Consider the following 15,264-nt stretch of genomic DNA (forward strand, 5'->3'; position numbering starts at 1 on the left):
CGGTCCGGCGGCCGTAGTATCGGATGATCTCGTGGGAGGGGGAGGCGGGCATGGGCAGGCAGCGTCCCGGCGCGCCGACGCTGGAGGAGGTGGCCGCCCGCGCCGGAGTGGGGCGGGGCACCGTCTCCAGGGTCATCAACAACGCGGCCGGCGTGCGGGATTCCACACGCCGCGCCGTACAGCAGGCCATCGCGGAACTGGGGTACGTCCCCAACCTGGCGGCCCGTTCCCTGGCCGGGCACCGGGCCGACGCCGTCGCGCTGGTCATGACGGAGACGGACTGGCGGCTGTTCGGGGAGCCGTTCTTCACCGAGATCGTCCACGCCGTCGGCGACGCCCTCACCGACACCCCGGTGCAGCTGCTGCTCACCCTGGTCCGCACGGACACCGAGCGGCGGCGCTTCGTGGAGTACGCGCGCGGCGGCCGGGTCGACGGCGTGCTGCTGATGTCGGTGCGGGCGGAGGACCCGCTGCCGGACATGCTCGCCAAGGCGGGTCTGCCCACCGTCATGCTGGGGCGGCGCAGCGGCGACGAGAGCGTCACCTACGTCGACGCGGACAACGCCGGCGGGGCTCGCGGCGCCGTCACCCACCTGCTGAACGGCGGCCGGCGCACCATCGGGGCCATCAGCGGACCGCCGGACATGTACGTCGCGCAGTGCCGGCTGCGCGGGTACCGGGAGGCGCTGGAGCGGGCGGGTGTGACGGCACCGCCCTCGCTGGTCGTCGAGGGCGGTGACTTCACGGAGGAGAGCGGGCGTCGGGCCATGACCGGCCTGCTCGCCCGGCACCCGGAGCTGGACGCGGTCTTCGCGGCCTCGGACACCCTGGCGGCCGGGGCACTGCACGCGCTGCGCGCGGCGGGCCGCCGGGTGCCGCAGGACGTCGCGGTGATCGGCTTCGACGACGTCCAGCCGGCCCGGCCCACGGATCCGCCGCTGACGACGGTGCGGCAGCCGCTGGAGGAGATCGGCCGCACGATGGTGCGGCTCCTGCTGGAGCAGATGGAGGACTCCCCCGTCGCCTGGCGGCACGTCATCCTCCGCACGGAGCTGGTCCTGCGGGACTCCGCCTGAGGGAGCGGCCCCCGGCGTTCCTCGCCGGGAGCGCTCCCCACCTCCGGCGCCGCGCCCTTCACCTGCGTCTTCGAGAATCCTTCGACAACTCCCGTGCGCACAGTCTTGTCAGGAACATGAACCGCTTCTACAGTCACCCGCAACCGGTAAGTGGGAGCGCTCCCATCAGTGGGGAGTCGGGAGCGCTCCCGCCCCGGCCCTCCTTCCCCCCGCACCCTTCCGGAGAGGTCCCCCCATGCGACCGTTACGGCCCCAAGCCCGCGTCCCGCGCGGCCTCTTGAGCGCACTGATCGCGACGCTCGCCGTCGTCGCGTCCCTCGTGACCGCGACCGCACCGGCACAGGCGAAGGCGCAGACGCAGGCGGACACCACGCTCTGCGAACCGTTCGGGACGACGACGATCCAGGGACGGTACGTCGTCCAGAACAACCGCTGGGGTTCCAGCGCCACCCAGTGCGTCACCGCCACCGACACCGGCTTCCGGGTCTCCCAGGCCGACGGGTCGGTGCCGACCAACGGGGCGCCGAAGTCGTACCCGTCCGTCTTCAACGGCTGCCACTACACGACCTGTTCACCGGGCACGAAGCTGCCCGCCCGGCTCGACACCGTCTCCCGGGCACCCTCCGGCATCTCGTACGGCTACGTCGCCGACGCCGTCTACAACGCCTCGTACGACATCTGGCTGGACCCGACCCCCCGGACGGACGGGGTGAACCGGACCGAGATCATGATCTGGTTCAACAAGGTGGGCCCGATCCAGCCCATCGGCTCGCCGGTCGGCACGGCCACGGTCGGCGGGAAGTCCTGGCAGCTGTGGACCGGCAGCAACGGCGCCAACGACGTGCTGTCCTTCGTCGCCCCCTCGGCGATCACCGACTGGAACTTCGACGTCATGGACTTCGTGCGGGCCACCGTGAACCGCGGGCTCGCCGAGGACGACTGGTACCTGACGAGTGTGCAGGCCGGATTCGAGCCGTGGCAGAACGGCGCCGGACTGACCGTGAAGTCCTTCTCCTCCGACGTCGAGACCGGCAGCGGCCCGGGAGAGCCGGATCCGGATCCCGGCGACCCGGCGGGAGCCTGCAAGGTGACGTACGCGACGAACGTCTGGCAGAGCGGCTTCACCGCCGACGTCGCCGTCACCAACACCGGCCAGGCGCCCGTCGACGGCTGGCGGCTCGCCTTCACCCTGCCCTCCGGCCAGCGCGTCACCCAGGCCTGGAACGCCTCCGTCAGTCCGTCCACGGGCGCCGTCACCGCGACCGGCCTGGGGCACAACGCCCGGATCGCGCCCGGCGGCACCCAGACGTTCGGCTTCCAGGGCACCCACGGCGGCGCGTTCGCCGAGCCGGCCGGCTTCAGCCTGAACGGGACCGCCTGCACCACGGCGTAGCGACCGCGTGCCGCTCCGCCGCCCCCCACCACCCTCGCCCGTCCGGTCGAAGCGCCCCGCCCCGGACGGGCGAGGGTTCCCACCGGGTTCCCACCCTTCTGGATTGTCATGATCTGATCAGCGAAACTGGAGAAACCCATGGTTCGACTGGTTCGACGCAACAGATTCATCTCCCTCGCGGCGGTGTTCGCCACCCTCCTGAGCGCCCTCGGCGTGACCCTCCTGCTCGGACAGGGGCGCGCCGAGGCGCACGGTGTGGCGATGCTGCCCGGTTCCCGGACGTACCTGTGCCAGCTCGACGCCAAGACGGGCACCGGCGCGCTGGATCCGACCAACCCGGCCTGTCAGGACGCGCTCGACCGGAGCGGCGCGACGGCGCTGTACAACTGGTTCGCCGTGCTGGACTCCAACGCGGGCGGGCGCGGGGCGGGTTACGTCCCGGACGGCACCCTGTGCAGTGCCGGTGACCGTTCCCCGTACGACTTCTCCGCCTACAACGCCGCCCGCGCCGACTGGCCGCGGACGCATCTGACGTCCGGCTCGACGATCAAGGTGCAGTACAGCAACTGGGCCGCCCACCCGGGTGACTTCCGGGTCTACCTGACCAAGCCGGGCTGGGCGCCGACGTCCGAGCTGGGCTGGGACGACCTGGAGCTGATCGAGACGGTGACCGACCCGCCGCAGCGGGGTGGGCCGGGCACCGACGGGGGCCACTACTACTGGGATCTGGCACTGCCCTCGGGCCGCTCGGGTGACGCGCTGATCTTCATGCAGTGGGTGCGTTCGGACAGCCAGGAGAACTTCTTCTCCTGCTCCGACATCGTCTTCGACGGCGGCAACGGCGAAGTGACCGGCATCCGTGGTTCGGGCGGCACGCCGACCCCGACACCCACTCCGACGGACCCGACGAGCCCGCCGCCCACGCACACCGGCAACTGCATGGCGGTCTACACCGTGCAGAACCCCTGGAACGGCGGCTTCCAGGGCTCCGTCGAGGTGATGAACCACGGCACGGAGCCGCTGAACGGCTGGGCCGTGCGGTGGCAGCCGGGCAGCGGGACGACGCTCGGGGGCGTGTGGAACGGCTCGCTCTCACGCGGCACCGACGGCGCGGTCACGGTCCGGAACGTGGACCACAACCGGGTCGTCCCACCGGACGGCAGTGTCACCTTCGGCTTCACCGCCACGTCCACCGGCAACAACTTCCCCGTGGGCACGATCGGCTGCGTGCGCCCGTAGGACCGCCGCGCCACCGACGTACACCGACCGCCCCTCCCGCCGTGCGGCGGGAGGGGCGGTCCCGTCGACCTCACGTGCCGGTTACAAATCGCTCAACCTCTGGTTGCGACGCGGTGATCGGGCGACGATGGGGGCATGACTCCGGCCCAGAGCGCCTTTGAGCGGCTGCACGCCTGGCCCGACCTCACCACGGGTCCGGCCAGTTGCGGAACCGGACGGGCGCTGCGCTCCGTCCGTGACGAGATCGTCCACTTCCACTCGGACCGGGACGTGGACCTCCACCTGACCCAGCGGGCCATCCAGCGCTTCCACTACGACCTGGGCGGATCCAGTGCGATCCGGCTGGTGCCCGGCTCCCGGTGGGTGACCGTGCACCTGGACTGCGACGCGGACGTCGACCTGCTGCTGAGCCTGGTGAGCATCGCGTTGAAGGCCCATCAGGCGCGGCCGCCGGCCGACCTGCCGCCCTCGGGCTGCAACCACGAGCGCGTCACGGTGCTCCCCCGCTCCTGCGCCGGGGAGGTCTGAGCCCGGATCGCGCGGGGACGCGCCGCGCAACCCTCTCGCAACCTTCCCCGTGCTGGCATGCACGGCATGCGTGACACATACGAGGAGACCCCCCGGGTCGAGCTCACCGCCGAGGCCGCCCTGCTGCTGCGGCGGCTCAGCGAGACGCACGGACCCCTGATGTTCCACCAGTCCGGCGGGTGCTGCGACGGCAGCTCCCCCATGTGTTACCCGGCCGGCGAGTTCCGCACCGGCGCCGCGGACGTCCTGCTGGCGGAGCTGGAGGTCGACGGCGTGGCGGAGCCGGTGCCGTTCTGGATGTCGCGCAGCCAGTACGAGCTGTGGAGCCACACCCGGCTGATCGTGGACGTCGTCGCGGGCCGGGGTGGCGGCTTCTCGCTGGAGGCCCCCGAGGGGGTGCGGTTCCTCATCCGTTCCCGCGTCGTCGGCGCCTGAGACTGTGCCCCGTTCGGTTCACGGCCTGAGGCTGCCGACGATCTCCGCCGTCGCGGTCAGACCGCTGCTGATGGTCGGGGCGATGCTGGTGCTCGCCAGGTAGAAGCCGAGCAGCAGGCACACCAGCGCGTGCGAGACCTTCAGCCCGCCGTTGCGCAGGAAGATCACCGCCAGGACGGACAGCAACAGCACCACAGAGATGGAAACGGCCATCGTCAACCTCCTCCGCCACGTCCACTTCGCGGCGTTCGGCCGCAAGTGTGGCGTAGCGGAGGGTTCGTCCGGGCGGCTGACCTGTCCTCCGAACGAGTGGTGTCAGAGGGGCCCGGGGTCTACGCGTCCCGGTGGGCGTCGAGGAACGCCTCGAGACCGGCGAGGTCGTCGGTGTTGAGGTGGTCGACGCCGGCGGCGAGCAGTTCGGCCCACACCGCGTCCCGCGCGGGGCCCGCCAGGTCGGGCGTGGCCCAGAACCGCACCCGCTGCCCGCGGGCGTGGGCCGCGCCGACGATGTCCCGCAGCTTGCGACGCTCGGCGGCCGGGAAGGCGCCCACGCCCCGCCAGGTGAAGTTGAGCGTCCAGTTGTCGCTGATCAGCGGGACGAAGGAGGCGGGTGCCGGGCCGCCGAGGTCGGCGAGACGGCCGTCGTAGAAGGCGTGGCGGGTGCGCTGGGCCTCCATGGGGACGCGGGCCGCCCGGTCGCCGGAGACCACCGCGGTCACCGCGCCGGGGAACACCCGTCCGTGGGCGTAGGTGGTGAACAGGTGCCGGTAGCGCCGCAGGCGGCGGTCGAGTTCGAGGTACGTGGCCGCGCCCTCGGTCTTGATGTCGATCAGCAGTTGCAGGGCGCGGCGGTCCCGCCGGTAGACCCTGCCGTGGTGCGCGCGGACGCGGGCGGCCAGGGGGTCCAGGTAGAGGGATTCCAGGGTGCGGGACGGGTCCAGGTCCTCGGGGTCGTGGGCGACGAGGAGTTGGCCGTCGACGAGGAAGATGTCGGCCTCGACGCTGCCGAAGCGGTGGTCGAGGGCGTCGAGGAGCGGGCGCGGGTGCTCGTAGTCGTTGTGGGCGTGGGCCCGCCACAACGGGCGTGGCCCGGGCCGGCCTTCGCTCGCCAGCGCGGTGCCGGCGGGCAGGGCGACGGCGCCCGTGAGGGCGGCGCCGAGGGTGGTGAGGGCTCTGCGTCGGGTGGTGAGGGCCATGCTCTGCCTCCCTGGAGGTGCCGTACGGGACGCCTGTGAGTATGGGGTCCCGGAGCCCTCGGGGAGCAGTGCCGTGCGGGGAGTTGGCCGGACCGCCGCCGGTCGTTCACATCGGACCGCATGCCCGCCCCTGGCGGGACGGGCATGTGGGGGGTCGGCCGGACGTCAGGGGGCTCGCAGGTCGGCCAGGCCGGCCAGCGCCTCCCGGTGGGTGCCCGCCGTGCCGTAGGCGATCGAGTCGGCCTTGGCGCGCTTGAGGTACAGGTGGACCGGGTGCTCCCACGTCATGCCGATGCCGCCGTGCAGTTGCAGGGCCTCCTCGGCGGCGCGCACGGCGACCTGGGCCGCGTACGCCTGGGCCACGGCGACGGCCACGTCGGTGTCCGCGCCGGTCGCCAGCGCGTCGGCCGCGTTGCGGGCGGCGGCCCGCAGGCCCGCGACCTCCAGCCACAGCCGGGCGAGCCGGTGCTTGAGGGACTGGAAGCCGCCGACCTGCCGGTTGAACTGCTTGCGCTCCTTGAGGTAGCGGACGGTCTCGGTCAGCAGCCAGTCGGCGAGGCCGAGTTGCTCCGAGGCGAGCAGTCCGGCACCGGTGCGCAGGGCGCGCCGCACGGCGGGTCCGGCGTCGCCCAGCCGGCGCCCGGGCGCGCCGTCGAGGGTGACGCGGGCGAGCGGCCGGGTCAGGTCCAGGGAGACCTGGTGGGTGACGGTCACGTCGGCCGCGGTGACCGCGTACAGCCCCCCGTCGTCCGCGGGCACCAGCAGCACGTCGGCGGCGGCCGCGTCGGCGATGCCGGTCAACTCGCCGTGCAGGAGCCCCCCTTCGATCCGGGCCTGGGGGACGGTGCCGCCGGGCGCGACGTGCAGGCCGACGGCGAGTGCGGCGATGGTCGTGCCGGAGGCGAGTTCGGTGAGCAGGTCGTCGGCGGCGCAGGACAGCAGCGCCTCGGTGGCGACGACGGCGCTCGTCAGGTAGGGCACCGGCGCTACCGCGCGGCCGAGTTCCTCGAGCACCACCGCTGTCTCCCGGTGGGTGGCACCCTGACCGCCCAGCTCCTCGGGGATCAGCAGGCCCGCGAGGCCCATCGAGTCGGTGAGCGCCTTCCACAGGGACACGTCGTGCGCGGTGGCCGACTCGATGCGGGCGATGACGCCCGCCGGGTCGCAGCGGTCGGTGAGCAGGTCCCGGACGGCGGCGCGCAGCGCCTCTTCCTCCTCCGAGTACAGGAGAGCGGGTTCCGGCTGTGCGCTCATCGGGCGAGGTCCTTCCATGCGACGTCCTTGTCGGTGCGCGGCTCGGCGGGCAGGCCCAGGACGCGCTCGGCGACGATGTTCAGCAGGACCTCGCTGGTCCCGCCCTCGATGCTGTTGCCCTTGGACCGCAGGTAGCGGTATCCGGCTTCGCGGCCGGTGAAGTCCACCTGCTCGGGGCGGCGCATCGTCCAGTCGTCGTACAGCAGGCCCTCCTCGCCGAGGAGTTCCACCTCCAGACCGCTGATCTCCTGGTTGAGGCGGGCGAAGTTCAGCTTCATGCCGGCGCCCTCCGGGCCGGGCTGGCCGGCGACCAGCTGCTGGCGCAGGCGTACGCCGGTAAGCCGGGCCACCTCGGCCTCGACCCACAGGCCGAGCAGCCGCTGGTGCAGGTCGTGGGTGCGCAGCTCGGGGCGTTCCCGCCAGGTCGCGGCGATCTTGCCGATCATGCCGCCCTCGCGGGGGATCGGGGTGCCGCCGATGGCGACGCGCTCGTTGTTGAGCGTGGTCTGCGCGACCCGCCAGCCGTCACCGACCTCGCCGAGGCGGCGGGAGTCGGGGATGCGGACGTCGGTGAGGAAGACCTCGTTGAACTCGGCCTCGCCGGTGATCTGGCGCAGCGGCCGGACCTCGACACCGGGGTCGGTCATGTCGCACAGGAAGTACGTGATGCCCCGGTGCTTGGGCACGGACGGGTCGGTGCGGGCGATGAGGATGGCCCAGCGGGCGAGGTGCGCGCTGGAGGTCCACACCTTCTGCCCGTTGACGACCCAGTCGTCGCCCTCGCGGACGGCCCGCGTGCCGAGCGCCGCGAGGTCGGACCCGGCGCCCGGCTCGCTGAACAGCTGGCACCAGACCTCCTCGCCGGTCCACAGCGGCCGCAGCAGGCGGCGCTTCTGCTCCTCGGTGCCGTACTGGAGGATGGTCGGCGCGGCCATGCCGAGGCCGATGCCGATGCGCCGGGGGTCGTTGTCGGGGGCGCCCGCGGCCGCCAGCTCGGCGTCCACGACGGCCTGGAGGGAGCGGGGTGCGCCGAGCCCGCCGAGCCCTTCCGGGTAGTGCACCCAGGCGAGCCCGGCGTCGAAACGGGCCTGGAGGAACTCCGGGCGGCCGGTGGTCGCCGGCGGGTACGCGGCCAGCAACTCCTGTGTGCGGCGGCGCAGTTCCGTTGCGTCGGTCATGCGGCGGCTCCCTCTTCCACGTTCTGCGGTACGACGGCCACGCGGCCGGTCGTCCTGCCGTCGGCGACGCGCTGCACGGCGCCGGCGGCCTCGGCGAGCGGCACCCGCTCGCTCACCAGCGGCTTGATCGCGCCCCGCGCGGCCAGTTCGGTGAGCTGTTCGTGACAGTGCTGGACCAGCTTCGGGTTCTTGGTGTTGTACAGGCCCCAGTGGAGGCCGAGGATCGCGTAGTTCTTCACCAGGGCGTGGTTCAGGGCGGGGCTCGGGATCGTGCCGCTCGCGAAGCCGACGACGACGATCCGGCCCTCGAAGGCGACGACCTTGGCGGACTGGGCGTAGGCGTCACCGCCCACCGGGTCGTAGATCACGTCGGCGCCCCGGCCGCCGGTGGCCTCCTTCACGGCGGCGATGACGTCCTCGGCGCGCCGGTCGACGACCACGTCGCAGCCCAGCTCCCGCGCGACGGCCGCCTTCTCGGCGCCGCCGACGACACCGATGACGGTGGCTCCGGCGGCCTTGCCGAGCTGCACGGCCGCGCTGCCGACCCCGCCGGCGGCGGCGTGGACGAGCAGGGTCTCGCCGGCCTCCAGGCGGGCCCGCCGGTGCAGGCCGAACCAGCCGGTCTGGTAGCCGATGTGCAGGGCGGCGGCCTCGGCGTCGTCCAGGGCGTCCGGGGCGGGCAGCAGGGCGCGGGCGTCCGCGAGGGCGTACTCGGCGAAGCCGCCGTGCGGCAGCGCCGGGTTGGCGAGGACGCGGCGCCCGTCCTCGGTCTCGCCGCAGATCTCCACGCCCGGCGTGAACGGGAGGGGCGGCCTGACCTGGTACTGGCCCCGGCACAGGAGCGCGTCGGGGAAGTTGATGTTCGCGGCGCGGACCCTCAGCAGGACCTGGCCCTCGCCGGGCGTCGGGGGCGCCACGTCCACCAGGCGCATCACCTCGCCCGGTTCGCCGTTCTCGTGCACCTGCCATGCCTGCATGCGGGGCCTCCACCGACTGCGTCGTCCGACCGGGTCCACCGCATACTAAGCGGTCGCTTGCCGATCAGGGAACAGTCGCGGGCGGTCCCGCGCTCCGGGCGGCGGACCTTCGGGGTCTTCAGGACGCGGTCGGCCTCGCCCGTACGTGCATGCGCTCCCCCTGCGGGCCGAACAGGCTGAGGAACTCCACCGGCCCCTCCCCCGTCGACCCGAACCAGTGCGGCACCCGGGTGTCGAACTCGGCGGCCTCCCCCGCCGCCAGCACCACGTCATGGTCGCCAAGCACCAGCCGCAGCCGCCCGGAGAGGACGTACAGCCACTCGTAGCCCTCGTGGGTGCGCGGGTCCGGCTCCTCCTTGCGCCGGGGCTCCAGCACCTTGAACGCCTGGAGGCCGCCCGGCTGGCGGGTGAGGGGCCAGTGGGTGCGGCCGTGGCGGACGATCGGCTCGGCCCGCACCCGGGGGTCGCCGACCGGCGGGGCGCCGACCAGCTCGTCCAGCGGCACCTGGTGGGCCTGGGCGATCGGCAGGAGGAGTTCGAGGCTCGGCTTGCGCAGCCCCGACTCCAGCCGGGACAGGGTGCTCACCGAGATACCGGTCGTCGCGGACAGCGCGGCCAGGGTCACCTCCCGCTCCTTGCGCAGCTGGCGGAGCCGAGGCCCGACTCCGGCGAGAACGTCGTCTGCAGTCATGCACTTATTGCAGAACCGGCAAATGTATTTGTCAATCCCGTACTTCCCGGGCGACCTTCTACGTGGAGGTGGTCACCGTGACCCAGAACAAGGACCTGACCGGCGAGTACGACGTGGTGGTGGTCGGCGGCGGCGCGGCGGGACTGTCCGCCGCGCTCGTCCTGGGCCGCTCGCGGCTGCGCACCCTGGTCGTCGACGCCGGGGAGCCGCGCAACGCGCCCTCGGCCCACATGCAGGGCTACCTGACCCGGGACGGCATGTCGCCGGCCGAGTTCCTGGCCCTCGGCCGGGAGGAGATCGCCCGGTACGGCGTGGAACTCGTCCGGGACCGGGCGGTGGACGTGGCCCGGGACGGAGCCGGGGACGGAGTCGGGAGCCGCGCCGGCTTCGCGGTGGAGCTGGCCGGCGGGCGGACCGTGCGCGCCCGGCGCCTGATCGTCACCACCGGGCTCGGGGACGAGCTGCCGGCGGTGCCCGGCGTCGCCGAGCGGTTCGGCCGGGACGTGCTGCACTGCCCGTTCTGCCACGGCTGGGAGGTGCGCGACGAGCGTTTCGGCGTCCTCGCCACCAGCGCGCTCAGCGTGCACCAGGCGCTGATGGTGTCCGGCTGGTCCGACGACGTCACCCTCTTCCTGCACACGGTCGCCGAGGAGGAACTGTCCGACGACGACCTGCGCCGGCTCGCCGCGGCCGGGGTCAAGGTGGTGCCCGGCGAGGTCGCGGGCCTGCGGATCGAGGACGACCGGCTCACCGGGGTCCGGCTGGCCGACGGCACCACGCACGACCGCACGGTGGTCTTCACCGCCCCCAGGGCCGTCCCCCGGACCGGTCTGATGGAGCGGCTCGGCGCCGAACTCCAGGAGACGCCGTTCGGTGCCTACCCGGTGGTGGATCCGACGGGCCGGACCAGCGCGCCCGGCGTGTGGACCGCCGGCAACGCGATGGGCTTCGGGGAGCAGGTCGTCCACGCGGCGAGCGGCGGCTACCGCGCCGCGGCGGCCGTCGTCGGCGACCTGATCATGTCGGACCTGGACGCGACCCTCACGGGCGGGCCCCGCCCGGCGTGAGGCCGCGCGGGGCAGCGCGGGGCAGCGCGGGGCAGCGCGGGGCAGCGCGGGGCAGCGCGGGGCAGCGCGGGGCAGCGCGGGGCCTGGACGGTACGGGCGCCGCGCCGCCACCTCGCCACGGCGGGGCGGGGCGGGGCGGCGGGGCGGCAAGGACGGCGACCCCGAGACCGTCCGACGACGGCGCGGGCGGCCGGATCCCCGCTGCGCGGGCCGGCCGAACCACCAGCACGGGCCGTTCCGCCCCCCCCGACGCCACACGACCACACCCCGCCAGCACGAGCCGGCCGTCCCCCACGCGGCCCGACCCGACCCCGCCCCCCGCGTTTCCGCGGGTGTGACCCCGCCCCGTCCGGTGCACCATGGCTGCATGCTGCTCGCCCGGTTGGCCCAGGTGTCCCGGGAGGTCGCCGCCACCTCGGCGCGGTCCCGGAAGACCGCCCTGCTCGCGGAGCTGTTCCGTCAGGCGGAGGCGGCGGACGTGCCGATCGTCATCCCGTATCTGGCGGGACGGCTCCCCCAGGGCCGGATCGGCGTCGGCTGGAAGGTGCTGGGCCGCCCGGTCGCGCCGGCCGCCGAGCCGGCTCTGACCGTGCGCGAGGTGGACGCCCGGCTCACGCGGCTCGCCGCGGTGTCCGGCGCGGGCGCGCTGGCCGAGCGGACGCGGCAGGTCGGCGAGCTGATGGGCGCGGCCACCGAGGAGGAGCAGCGGTTCCTGCTCGGGCTGCTCACCGGCGAGGTCCGGCAGGGCGCCCTGGACGCGGCCGCCGTCGAGGGCCTGGCCGCGGCGACCGGCGCGCCCCCGGCGGACGTACGGCGGGCGGTGATGCTCGCGGGCTCGCTCCAGGCGGTGGCCGAGGCCCTGCTCGCCGACGGGCCCGGCGCCCTGGAGCGGTTCCGGCTGACCGTCGGCCGGCCGGTGCTGCCGATGCTCGCCCACAGCGCCTCCTCGGTCGCCGAGGCCGTCGGCAGGCTGGGCGCCTGCGCGGTGGAGGAGAAACTGGACGGCATCCGCGTCCAGGTGCACCGGGACGGCGACACCGTGCGGCTCTACACCCGCACCCTGGACGACATCACCGACCGGCTTCCCGAGGTCGCCTCGGCGGCCCTCGCGCTGCCCGGCGAGCGGTTCGTGCTCGACGGCGAGGTGATCTCCCTCGACGCGCACGGACGTCCCCGCTCCTTCCAGGAGACCGCCGGACGGGTCGGTTCCCGCACCGACGTGGCCACCGCCGCGCGGGCGGTGCCCGTCTCCGTCGTGTTCTTCGACGCGCTGTCCGTCGACGGCCGCGATCTGCTCGACCTGCCGCTGACCGAACGCCACGCCGAGCTGGCCCGGCTGGTCCCCGAACCGACGCGGGTGCGGCGGACCCTGGTGGACGGGCCCGACGGGACGCGGTCCGCCGAGGAGTTCCTCGCCGAGACATTGGGGCGCGGTCACGAGGGCGTCGTGGTCAAAGGGCTCGACGCCCCCTACAGCGCGGGCCGGCGCGGCGCGTCCTGGCTGAAGGTCAAGCCCGTCCACACCCTCGACCTGGTGGTGCTGGCCGCCGAGTGGGGCCACGGCCGGCGCACCGGCAAGCTCTCCAACCTCCATCTGGGCGCGCGCACCGCCGACGGCTCCTTCGCCATGCTCGGCAAGACCTTCAAGGGCATGACCGACGCGCTGCTGGCCTGGCAGACCGAGCGCCTTCAGGAGCTGGCCGTCGAGGAGCACGGCTGGGGCGTGACCGTACGCCCGGAACTCGTCGTCGAGATCGCCTACGACGGCCTCCAGCGCTCCACCCGCTACCCGGCCGGCGTCACCCTCCGCTTCGCGCGCGTGCTCCGCTACCGCGAGGACAAGCGGCCCCAGGACGCGGACACGGTGGAGACCCTGCTCGCCGCGCACCCGGAGGCGGCCCCGTGAGGCGCAGCGCGGGCCTGCTGCTCTTCCGGCGCGGCCGGGAGCGGGGCCTCCAGGTGCTGCTCGGGCACATGGGCGGCCCCTTCTACGCGCGCCGGGACGCCGGGGCGTGGACCGTCCCGAAGGGCGAGTACGACCCCGCCGAACCGGCCTGGGACGCGGCCCGGCGCGAGTTCGAGGAGGAGCTGGGGCTGGCGCCGCCGGAGGGCGGGGAGGCCGTCCCGCTCGGCGAGGTGCGGCAGGCGGGCGGCAAGGTCGTCACCGTGTGGGCCGTCGAGGCCGACCTGGACCCGGCGACGGTCGTCCCCGGCACCTTCCGCATGGAGTGGCCGCCGAGGTCGGGGCGGACCGAGGAGTTCCCCGAGCTGGACCGGGTGGCGTGGTTCCCGGTGGACGAGGCGCGCGAGGTGATCGTCAAGGCGCAGGCCGCGTTTCTCGACCGGCTGGCTGAGCACTCGAACGGACGAGACGTGACCGGCGACGACCGGCACTGAACCGGACCCGCCCGCGTTGCGGCACCCCACGCCGCGCGCCAAGGTCGACAGCACGAGCCCGCACCAGGGAGGACGGCCATGCCCATCGCGACGGTGAACCCGGCGAACGGCGAGACGCTCAGGACGTACGAGGCCATGGGCGAGGAGGAGATCGAGCGCCGGCTCCAGCTCGCGGAGGCCACGTTCCGCACGTTCCGCACGACGTCGTTCGAGGAGCGGGCCGGGCTGATGCGCCGGGCGGCCGACCTCCTGGAGGCGGACCAGGAGGCGATCGGCAAGGTCATCACCACCGAGATGGGCAAGCCGGTCAAGCAGGCCCGCGCCGAGGCCGCCAAGTGCGCCAAGGCGATGCGCTGGTACGCCGACCATGCGGCGGAGCTGCTCGCCGACGAGGAGCCCGCCGCGTCCGACGTCAAGGACTCCGGCGCCTCCCGCGCCCTGGTCCGCTACCGCCCGCTCGGCCCGGTGCTCGCGGTGATGCCGTGGAACTTCCCGCTCTGGCAGGTGATCCGGTTCGCGGCACCGGCGCTGATGGCGGGCAACGTCGGGCTGCTCAAGCACGCTTCGAACGTGCCGCAGACCGCCCTGTACCTGGAGGACCTGTTCCACCGGGCGGGCTTCCCCGAGGGCTGCTTCCAGACCCTGCTGATCGGCTCGGCGGCCGTGGACGACGTCCTGCGCGACGAGCGCGTGCGGGCCGCCACCCTCACCGGCAGCGAGCCGGCCGGCCGCGCGGTCGCCTCCACCGCCGGCGAGATGATCAAGAAGACGGTGCTGGAGCTGGGCGGCAGCGACCCGTTCGTGGTCATGCCGTCCGCCGACGTCGAGCGCGCCGCCGAGGTCGCGGTGACCGCGCGCACGCAGAACGCCGGGCAGTCCTGCATCGCCGCCAAGCGGTTCATCGTGCACACGGACGTGTACGACGCCTTCGCCGCCCGCTTCACCGAGGGCATGAGGGCGCTGAGGGTGGGCGACCCGATGGACGAGGAGACCGAGGTCGGCCCGCTCTCCAGCGAGCAGGGCGTGAAGGACCTCGTGGAGCTGGTGGACGACGCGGTACGCGGCGGCGCGGACGTGCTGTGCGGAGGCGAACGCCCGGACGGTCCCGGCTGGTACTACCCGCCGACCGTGCTGGCCGGTGTGACCCGCGGGATGCGCATCCACCGCGAGGAGGCCTTCGGTCCGGTCGCCACGCTGTACCGCGCGGCCGACCTGGACGAGGCGGTGCTGATCGCCAACGACACGGACTTCGGGCTCAGTTCGAACGTGTGGACCCGCGACGACGCCGACGTGGACCGCTTCGTTCGGGATCTGGAGGCGGGCGGCGTGTACGTCAACGGGATGACGGCGTCCCATCCGGCGTTCCCGTTCGGCGGGGTCAAGCGGTCGGGGTACGGGCGTGAGCTGTCCGGGCACGGAATCCGGGAGTTCTGCAACATCACCACCGTATGGCACGGAGCGTGAGCCTTCCGCGACTACGATCCCCCTTGTGAACCGCGAAGTGACCCTGCCTCTGATCGTCGACGACCGCGGCACGCTCCAGGTCGCCGCGTCCGACGTGAGCAAGCTGCTGCGCACGGTGGGCGGGAGATGGCTGCGGCTGGTGGAGGCCGGCGAGGCGAGTCTGGACGAGGACACGGTCGCGGCGCTCACCATCGAACTCGCCAAGCTGGCCGACCGGATCGACGTGGCCTGCATCGCCCACAGCAGCGGCCAGTCCACCTGAGGCACCGCAGACCGCCGACGAGGCGTGAGGCGCGAGGCGTGAGGCGTGAGGCGTGAGGCGTGAGGCGTGAGGCGTGAGGCGTGAGGCGTGAGGCGTGAGGCGTGAGG

16 protein-coding genes are annotated in these 15,264 nt (G+C 73.6%); 10 read left to right on the plus strand and 6 right to left on the minus strand.

Going from position 1 to position 15,264, the window contains the following annotated elements:
* The first annotated feature begins 50 nt into the window (after positions 1 to 50).
* The 5 genes from ACFIF2_RS10715 to ACFIF2_RS10735 all read left to right on the plus strand — a co-directional run bounded on the left by ACFIF2_RS10715 (position 51) and on the right by ACFIF2_RS10735 (position 4,671).
* A complete protein-coding gene (locus ACFIF2_RS10715; protein ID WP_395572315.1) occupies positions 51 to 1,076 on the plus strand; it encodes a LacI family DNA-binding transcriptional regulator in 1,026 nt (341 codons plus the stop codon).
* Positions 1,077 to 1,311: 235 nt separating this feature from the next.
* Positions 1,312 to 2,469, plus strand: a complete 1,158-nt coding sequence (locus tag ACFIF2_RS10720; protein WP_395572316.1) for a cellulose binding domain-containing protein — start codon at positions 1,312 to 1,314, stop codon at positions 2,467 to 2,469.
* 147 nt (positions 2,470 to 2,616) lie between these two features.
* Positions 2,617 to 3,708 (plus strand): lytic polysaccharide monooxygenase, encoded by a 1,092-nt coding sequence (locus ACFIF2_RS10725; protein WP_395572498.1) that lies wholly within the window; start codon positions 2,617 to 2,619, stop codon positions 3,706 to 3,708.
* Positions 3,709 to 3,843: 135 nt separating this feature from the next.
* Complete coding sequence (locus tag ACFIF2_RS10730; RefSeq protein WP_395572317.1) at positions 3,844 to 4,236, plus strand: luciferase family protein; 393 nt, start codon at positions 3,844 to 3,846, stop codon at positions 4,234 to 4,236.
* A gap of 66 nt (positions 4,237 to 4,302) precedes the next feature.
* Positions 4,303 to 4,671, plus strand: a complete 369-nt coding sequence (locus ACFIF2_RS10735) for a DUF779 domain-containing protein (RefSeq protein WP_395572318.1) — start codon at positions 4,303 to 4,305, stop codon at positions 4,669 to 4,671.
* Positions 4,672 to 4,689: 18 nt separating this feature from the next.
* Here ACFIF2_RS10735 and ACFIF2_RS10740 read toward each other — a convergent pair whose 3' ends face one another.
* The 6 genes from ACFIF2_RS10740 to ACFIF2_RS10765 all read right to left on the minus strand — a co-directional run bounded on the left by ACFIF2_RS10740 (position 4,690) and on the right by ACFIF2_RS10765 (position 9,967).
* Positions 4,690 to 4,884, minus strand: a complete 195-nt coding sequence (locus ACFIF2_RS10740; RefSeq protein ID WP_395572319.1) for a hypothetical protein — start codon at positions 4,882 to 4,884, stop codon at positions 4,690 to 4,692.
* Between the two features lie 119 nt (positions 4,885 to 5,003).
* On the minus strand, positions 5,004 to 5,867 hold the full coding sequence (locus ACFIF2_RS10745) for a phosphatidylinositol-specific phospholipase C/glycerophosphodiester phosphodiesterase family protein (RefSeq protein ID WP_395572320.1): 864 nt from the start codon (positions 5,865 to 5,867) through the stop codon (positions 5,004 to 5,006).
* 165 nt (positions 5,868 to 6,032) lie between these two features.
* Complete coding sequence (locus ACFIF2_RS10750; RefSeq protein WP_395572321.1) at positions 6,033 to 7,121, minus strand: acyl-CoA dehydrogenase family protein; 1,089 nt, start codon at positions 7,119 to 7,121, stop codon at positions 6,033 to 6,035.
* On the minus strand, positions 7,118 to 8,299 hold the full coding sequence (locus ACFIF2_RS10755; RefSeq protein WP_395572322.1) for an acyl-CoA dehydrogenase family protein: 1,182 nt from the start codon (positions 8,297 to 8,299) through the stop codon (positions 7,118 to 7,120). The genes ACFIF2_RS10750 and ACFIF2_RS10755 overlap by 4 nt, the downstream gene beginning before the upstream one ends.
* Positions 8,296 to 9,276: an NADPH:quinone oxidoreductase family protein gene (locus ACFIF2_RS10760; protein WP_395572323.1), complete on the minus strand. Its 981-nt coding sequence runs from the start codon at positions 9,274 to 9,276 to the stop codon at positions 8,296 to 8,298. Before ACFIF2_RS10760 ends, ACFIF2_RS10755 begins: the two co-directional genes overlap by 4 nt.
* A gap of 118 nt (positions 9,277 to 9,394) precedes the next feature.
* Entirely contained in the window at positions 9,395 to 9,967 is a 573-nt protein-coding gene (locus ACFIF2_RS10765; protein ID WP_395572324.1) for a helix-turn-helix domain-containing protein, read from the minus strand.
* A gap of 62 nt (positions 9,968 to 10,029) precedes the next feature.
* Between ACFIF2_RS10765 and ACFIF2_RS10770 the strand changes: the two genes are divergently transcribed.
* From ACFIF2_RS10770 to ACFIF2_RS10790, 5 genes are all read left to right on the plus strand, one after another.
* The gene (locus ACFIF2_RS10770) at positions 10,030 to 11,034 is read left to right on the plus strand and encodes an NAD(P)/FAD-dependent oxidoreductase (RefSeq protein ID WP_395572325.1); all 1,005 of its coding nucleotides are present in this window, start codon (positions 10,030 to 10,032) and stop codon (positions 11,032 to 11,034) included.
* A 367-nt stretch (positions 11,035 to 11,401) separates the two neighbouring features.
* Entirely contained in the window at positions 11,402 to 12,940 is a 1,539-nt protein-coding gene (locus ACFIF2_RS10775) for an ATP-dependent DNA ligase (protein WP_395572326.1), read from the plus strand.
* The gene (locus ACFIF2_RS10780) at positions 12,937 to 13,431 is read left to right on the plus strand and encodes an NUDIX domain-containing protein (protein ID WP_395572327.1); all 495 of its coding nucleotides are present in this window, start codon (positions 12,937 to 12,939) and stop codon (positions 13,429 to 13,431) included. Before ACFIF2_RS10775 ends, ACFIF2_RS10780 begins: the two co-directional genes overlap by 4 nt.
* A 78-nt stretch (positions 13,432 to 13,509) precedes the next feature.
* The gene (locus tag ACFIF2_RS10785; protein WP_395572328.1) at positions 13,510 to 14,895 is read left to right on the plus strand and encodes an NADP-dependent succinic semialdehyde dehydrogenase; all 1,386 of its coding nucleotides are present in this window, start codon (positions 13,510 to 13,512) and stop codon (positions 14,893 to 14,895) included.
* A 25-nt stretch (positions 14,896 to 14,920) separates the two neighbouring features.
* Positions 14,921 to 15,157, plus strand: a complete 237-nt coding sequence (locus ACFIF2_RS10790; protein WP_395572329.1) for a DUF6213 family protein — start codon at positions 14,921 to 14,923, stop codon at positions 15,155 to 15,157.
* Positions 15,158 to 15,264: the final 107 nt, after the last annotated feature.

Source organism: Streptomyces sp. BK79 (genome assembly GCF_044142145.1).
Classification (GTDB): domain Bacteria; phylum Actinomycetota; class Actinomycetes; order Streptomycetales; family Streptomycetaceae; genus Streptomyces.

Excerpts from the sequence above, each read along its gene's own strand:
- ACFIF2_RS10785 (WP_395572328.1), top strand. The coding sequence starts at position 13,510 with ATGCCCATCGCGACGGTGAACCCGGCGAACGGCGAGACGCTCAGGACG.
- ACFIF2_RS10740 (WP_395572319.1), bottom strand. The coding sequence starts at position 4,884 with ATGGCCGTTTCCATCTCTGTGGTGCTGTTGCTGTCCGTCCTGGCGGTG.
- ACFIF2_RS10730 (WP_395572317.1), top strand. The coding sequence starts at position 3,844 with ATGACTCCGGCCCAGAGCGCCTTTGAGCGGCTGCACGCCTGGCCCGAC.
- ACFIF2_RS10715 (WP_395572315.1), top strand. The coding sequence starts at position 51 with ATGGGCAGGCAGCGTCCCGGCGCGCCGACGCTGGAGGAGGTGGCCGCC.
- ACFIF2_RS10775 (WP_395572326.1), top strand. The coding sequence starts at position 11,402 with ATGCTGCTCGCCCGGTTGGCCCAGGTGTCCCGGGAGGTCGCCGCCACC.
- ACFIF2_RS10720 (WP_395572316.1), top strand. The coding sequence starts at position 1,312 with ATGCGACCGTTACGGCCCCAAGCCCGCGTCCCGCGCGGCCTCTTGAGC.
- ACFIF2_RS10765 (WP_395572324.1), bottom strand. The coding sequence starts at position 9,967 with ATGACTGCAGACGACGTTCTCGCCGGAGTCGGGCCTCGGCTCCGCCAG.
- ACFIF2_RS10755 (WP_395572322.1), bottom strand. The coding sequence starts at position 8,299 with ATGACCGACGCAACGGAACTGCGCCGCCGCACACAGGAGTTGCTGGCC.
- ACFIF2_RS10745 (WP_395572320.1), bottom strand. The coding sequence starts at position 5,867 with ATGGCCCTCACCACCCGACGCAGAGCCCTCACCACCCTCGGCGCCGCC.
- ACFIF2_RS10735 (WP_395572318.1), top strand. The coding sequence starts at position 4,303 with ATGCGTGACACATACGAGGAGACCCCCCGGGTCGAGCTCACCGCCGAG.
- ACFIF2_RS10750 (WP_395572321.1), bottom strand. The coding sequence starts at position 7,121 with ATGAGCGCACAGCCGGAACCCGCTCTCCTGTACTCGGAGGAGGAAGAG.
- ACFIF2_RS10760 (WP_395572323.1), bottom strand. The coding sequence starts at position 9,276 with ATGCAGGCATGGCAGGTGCACGAGAACGGCGAACCGGGCGAGGTGATG.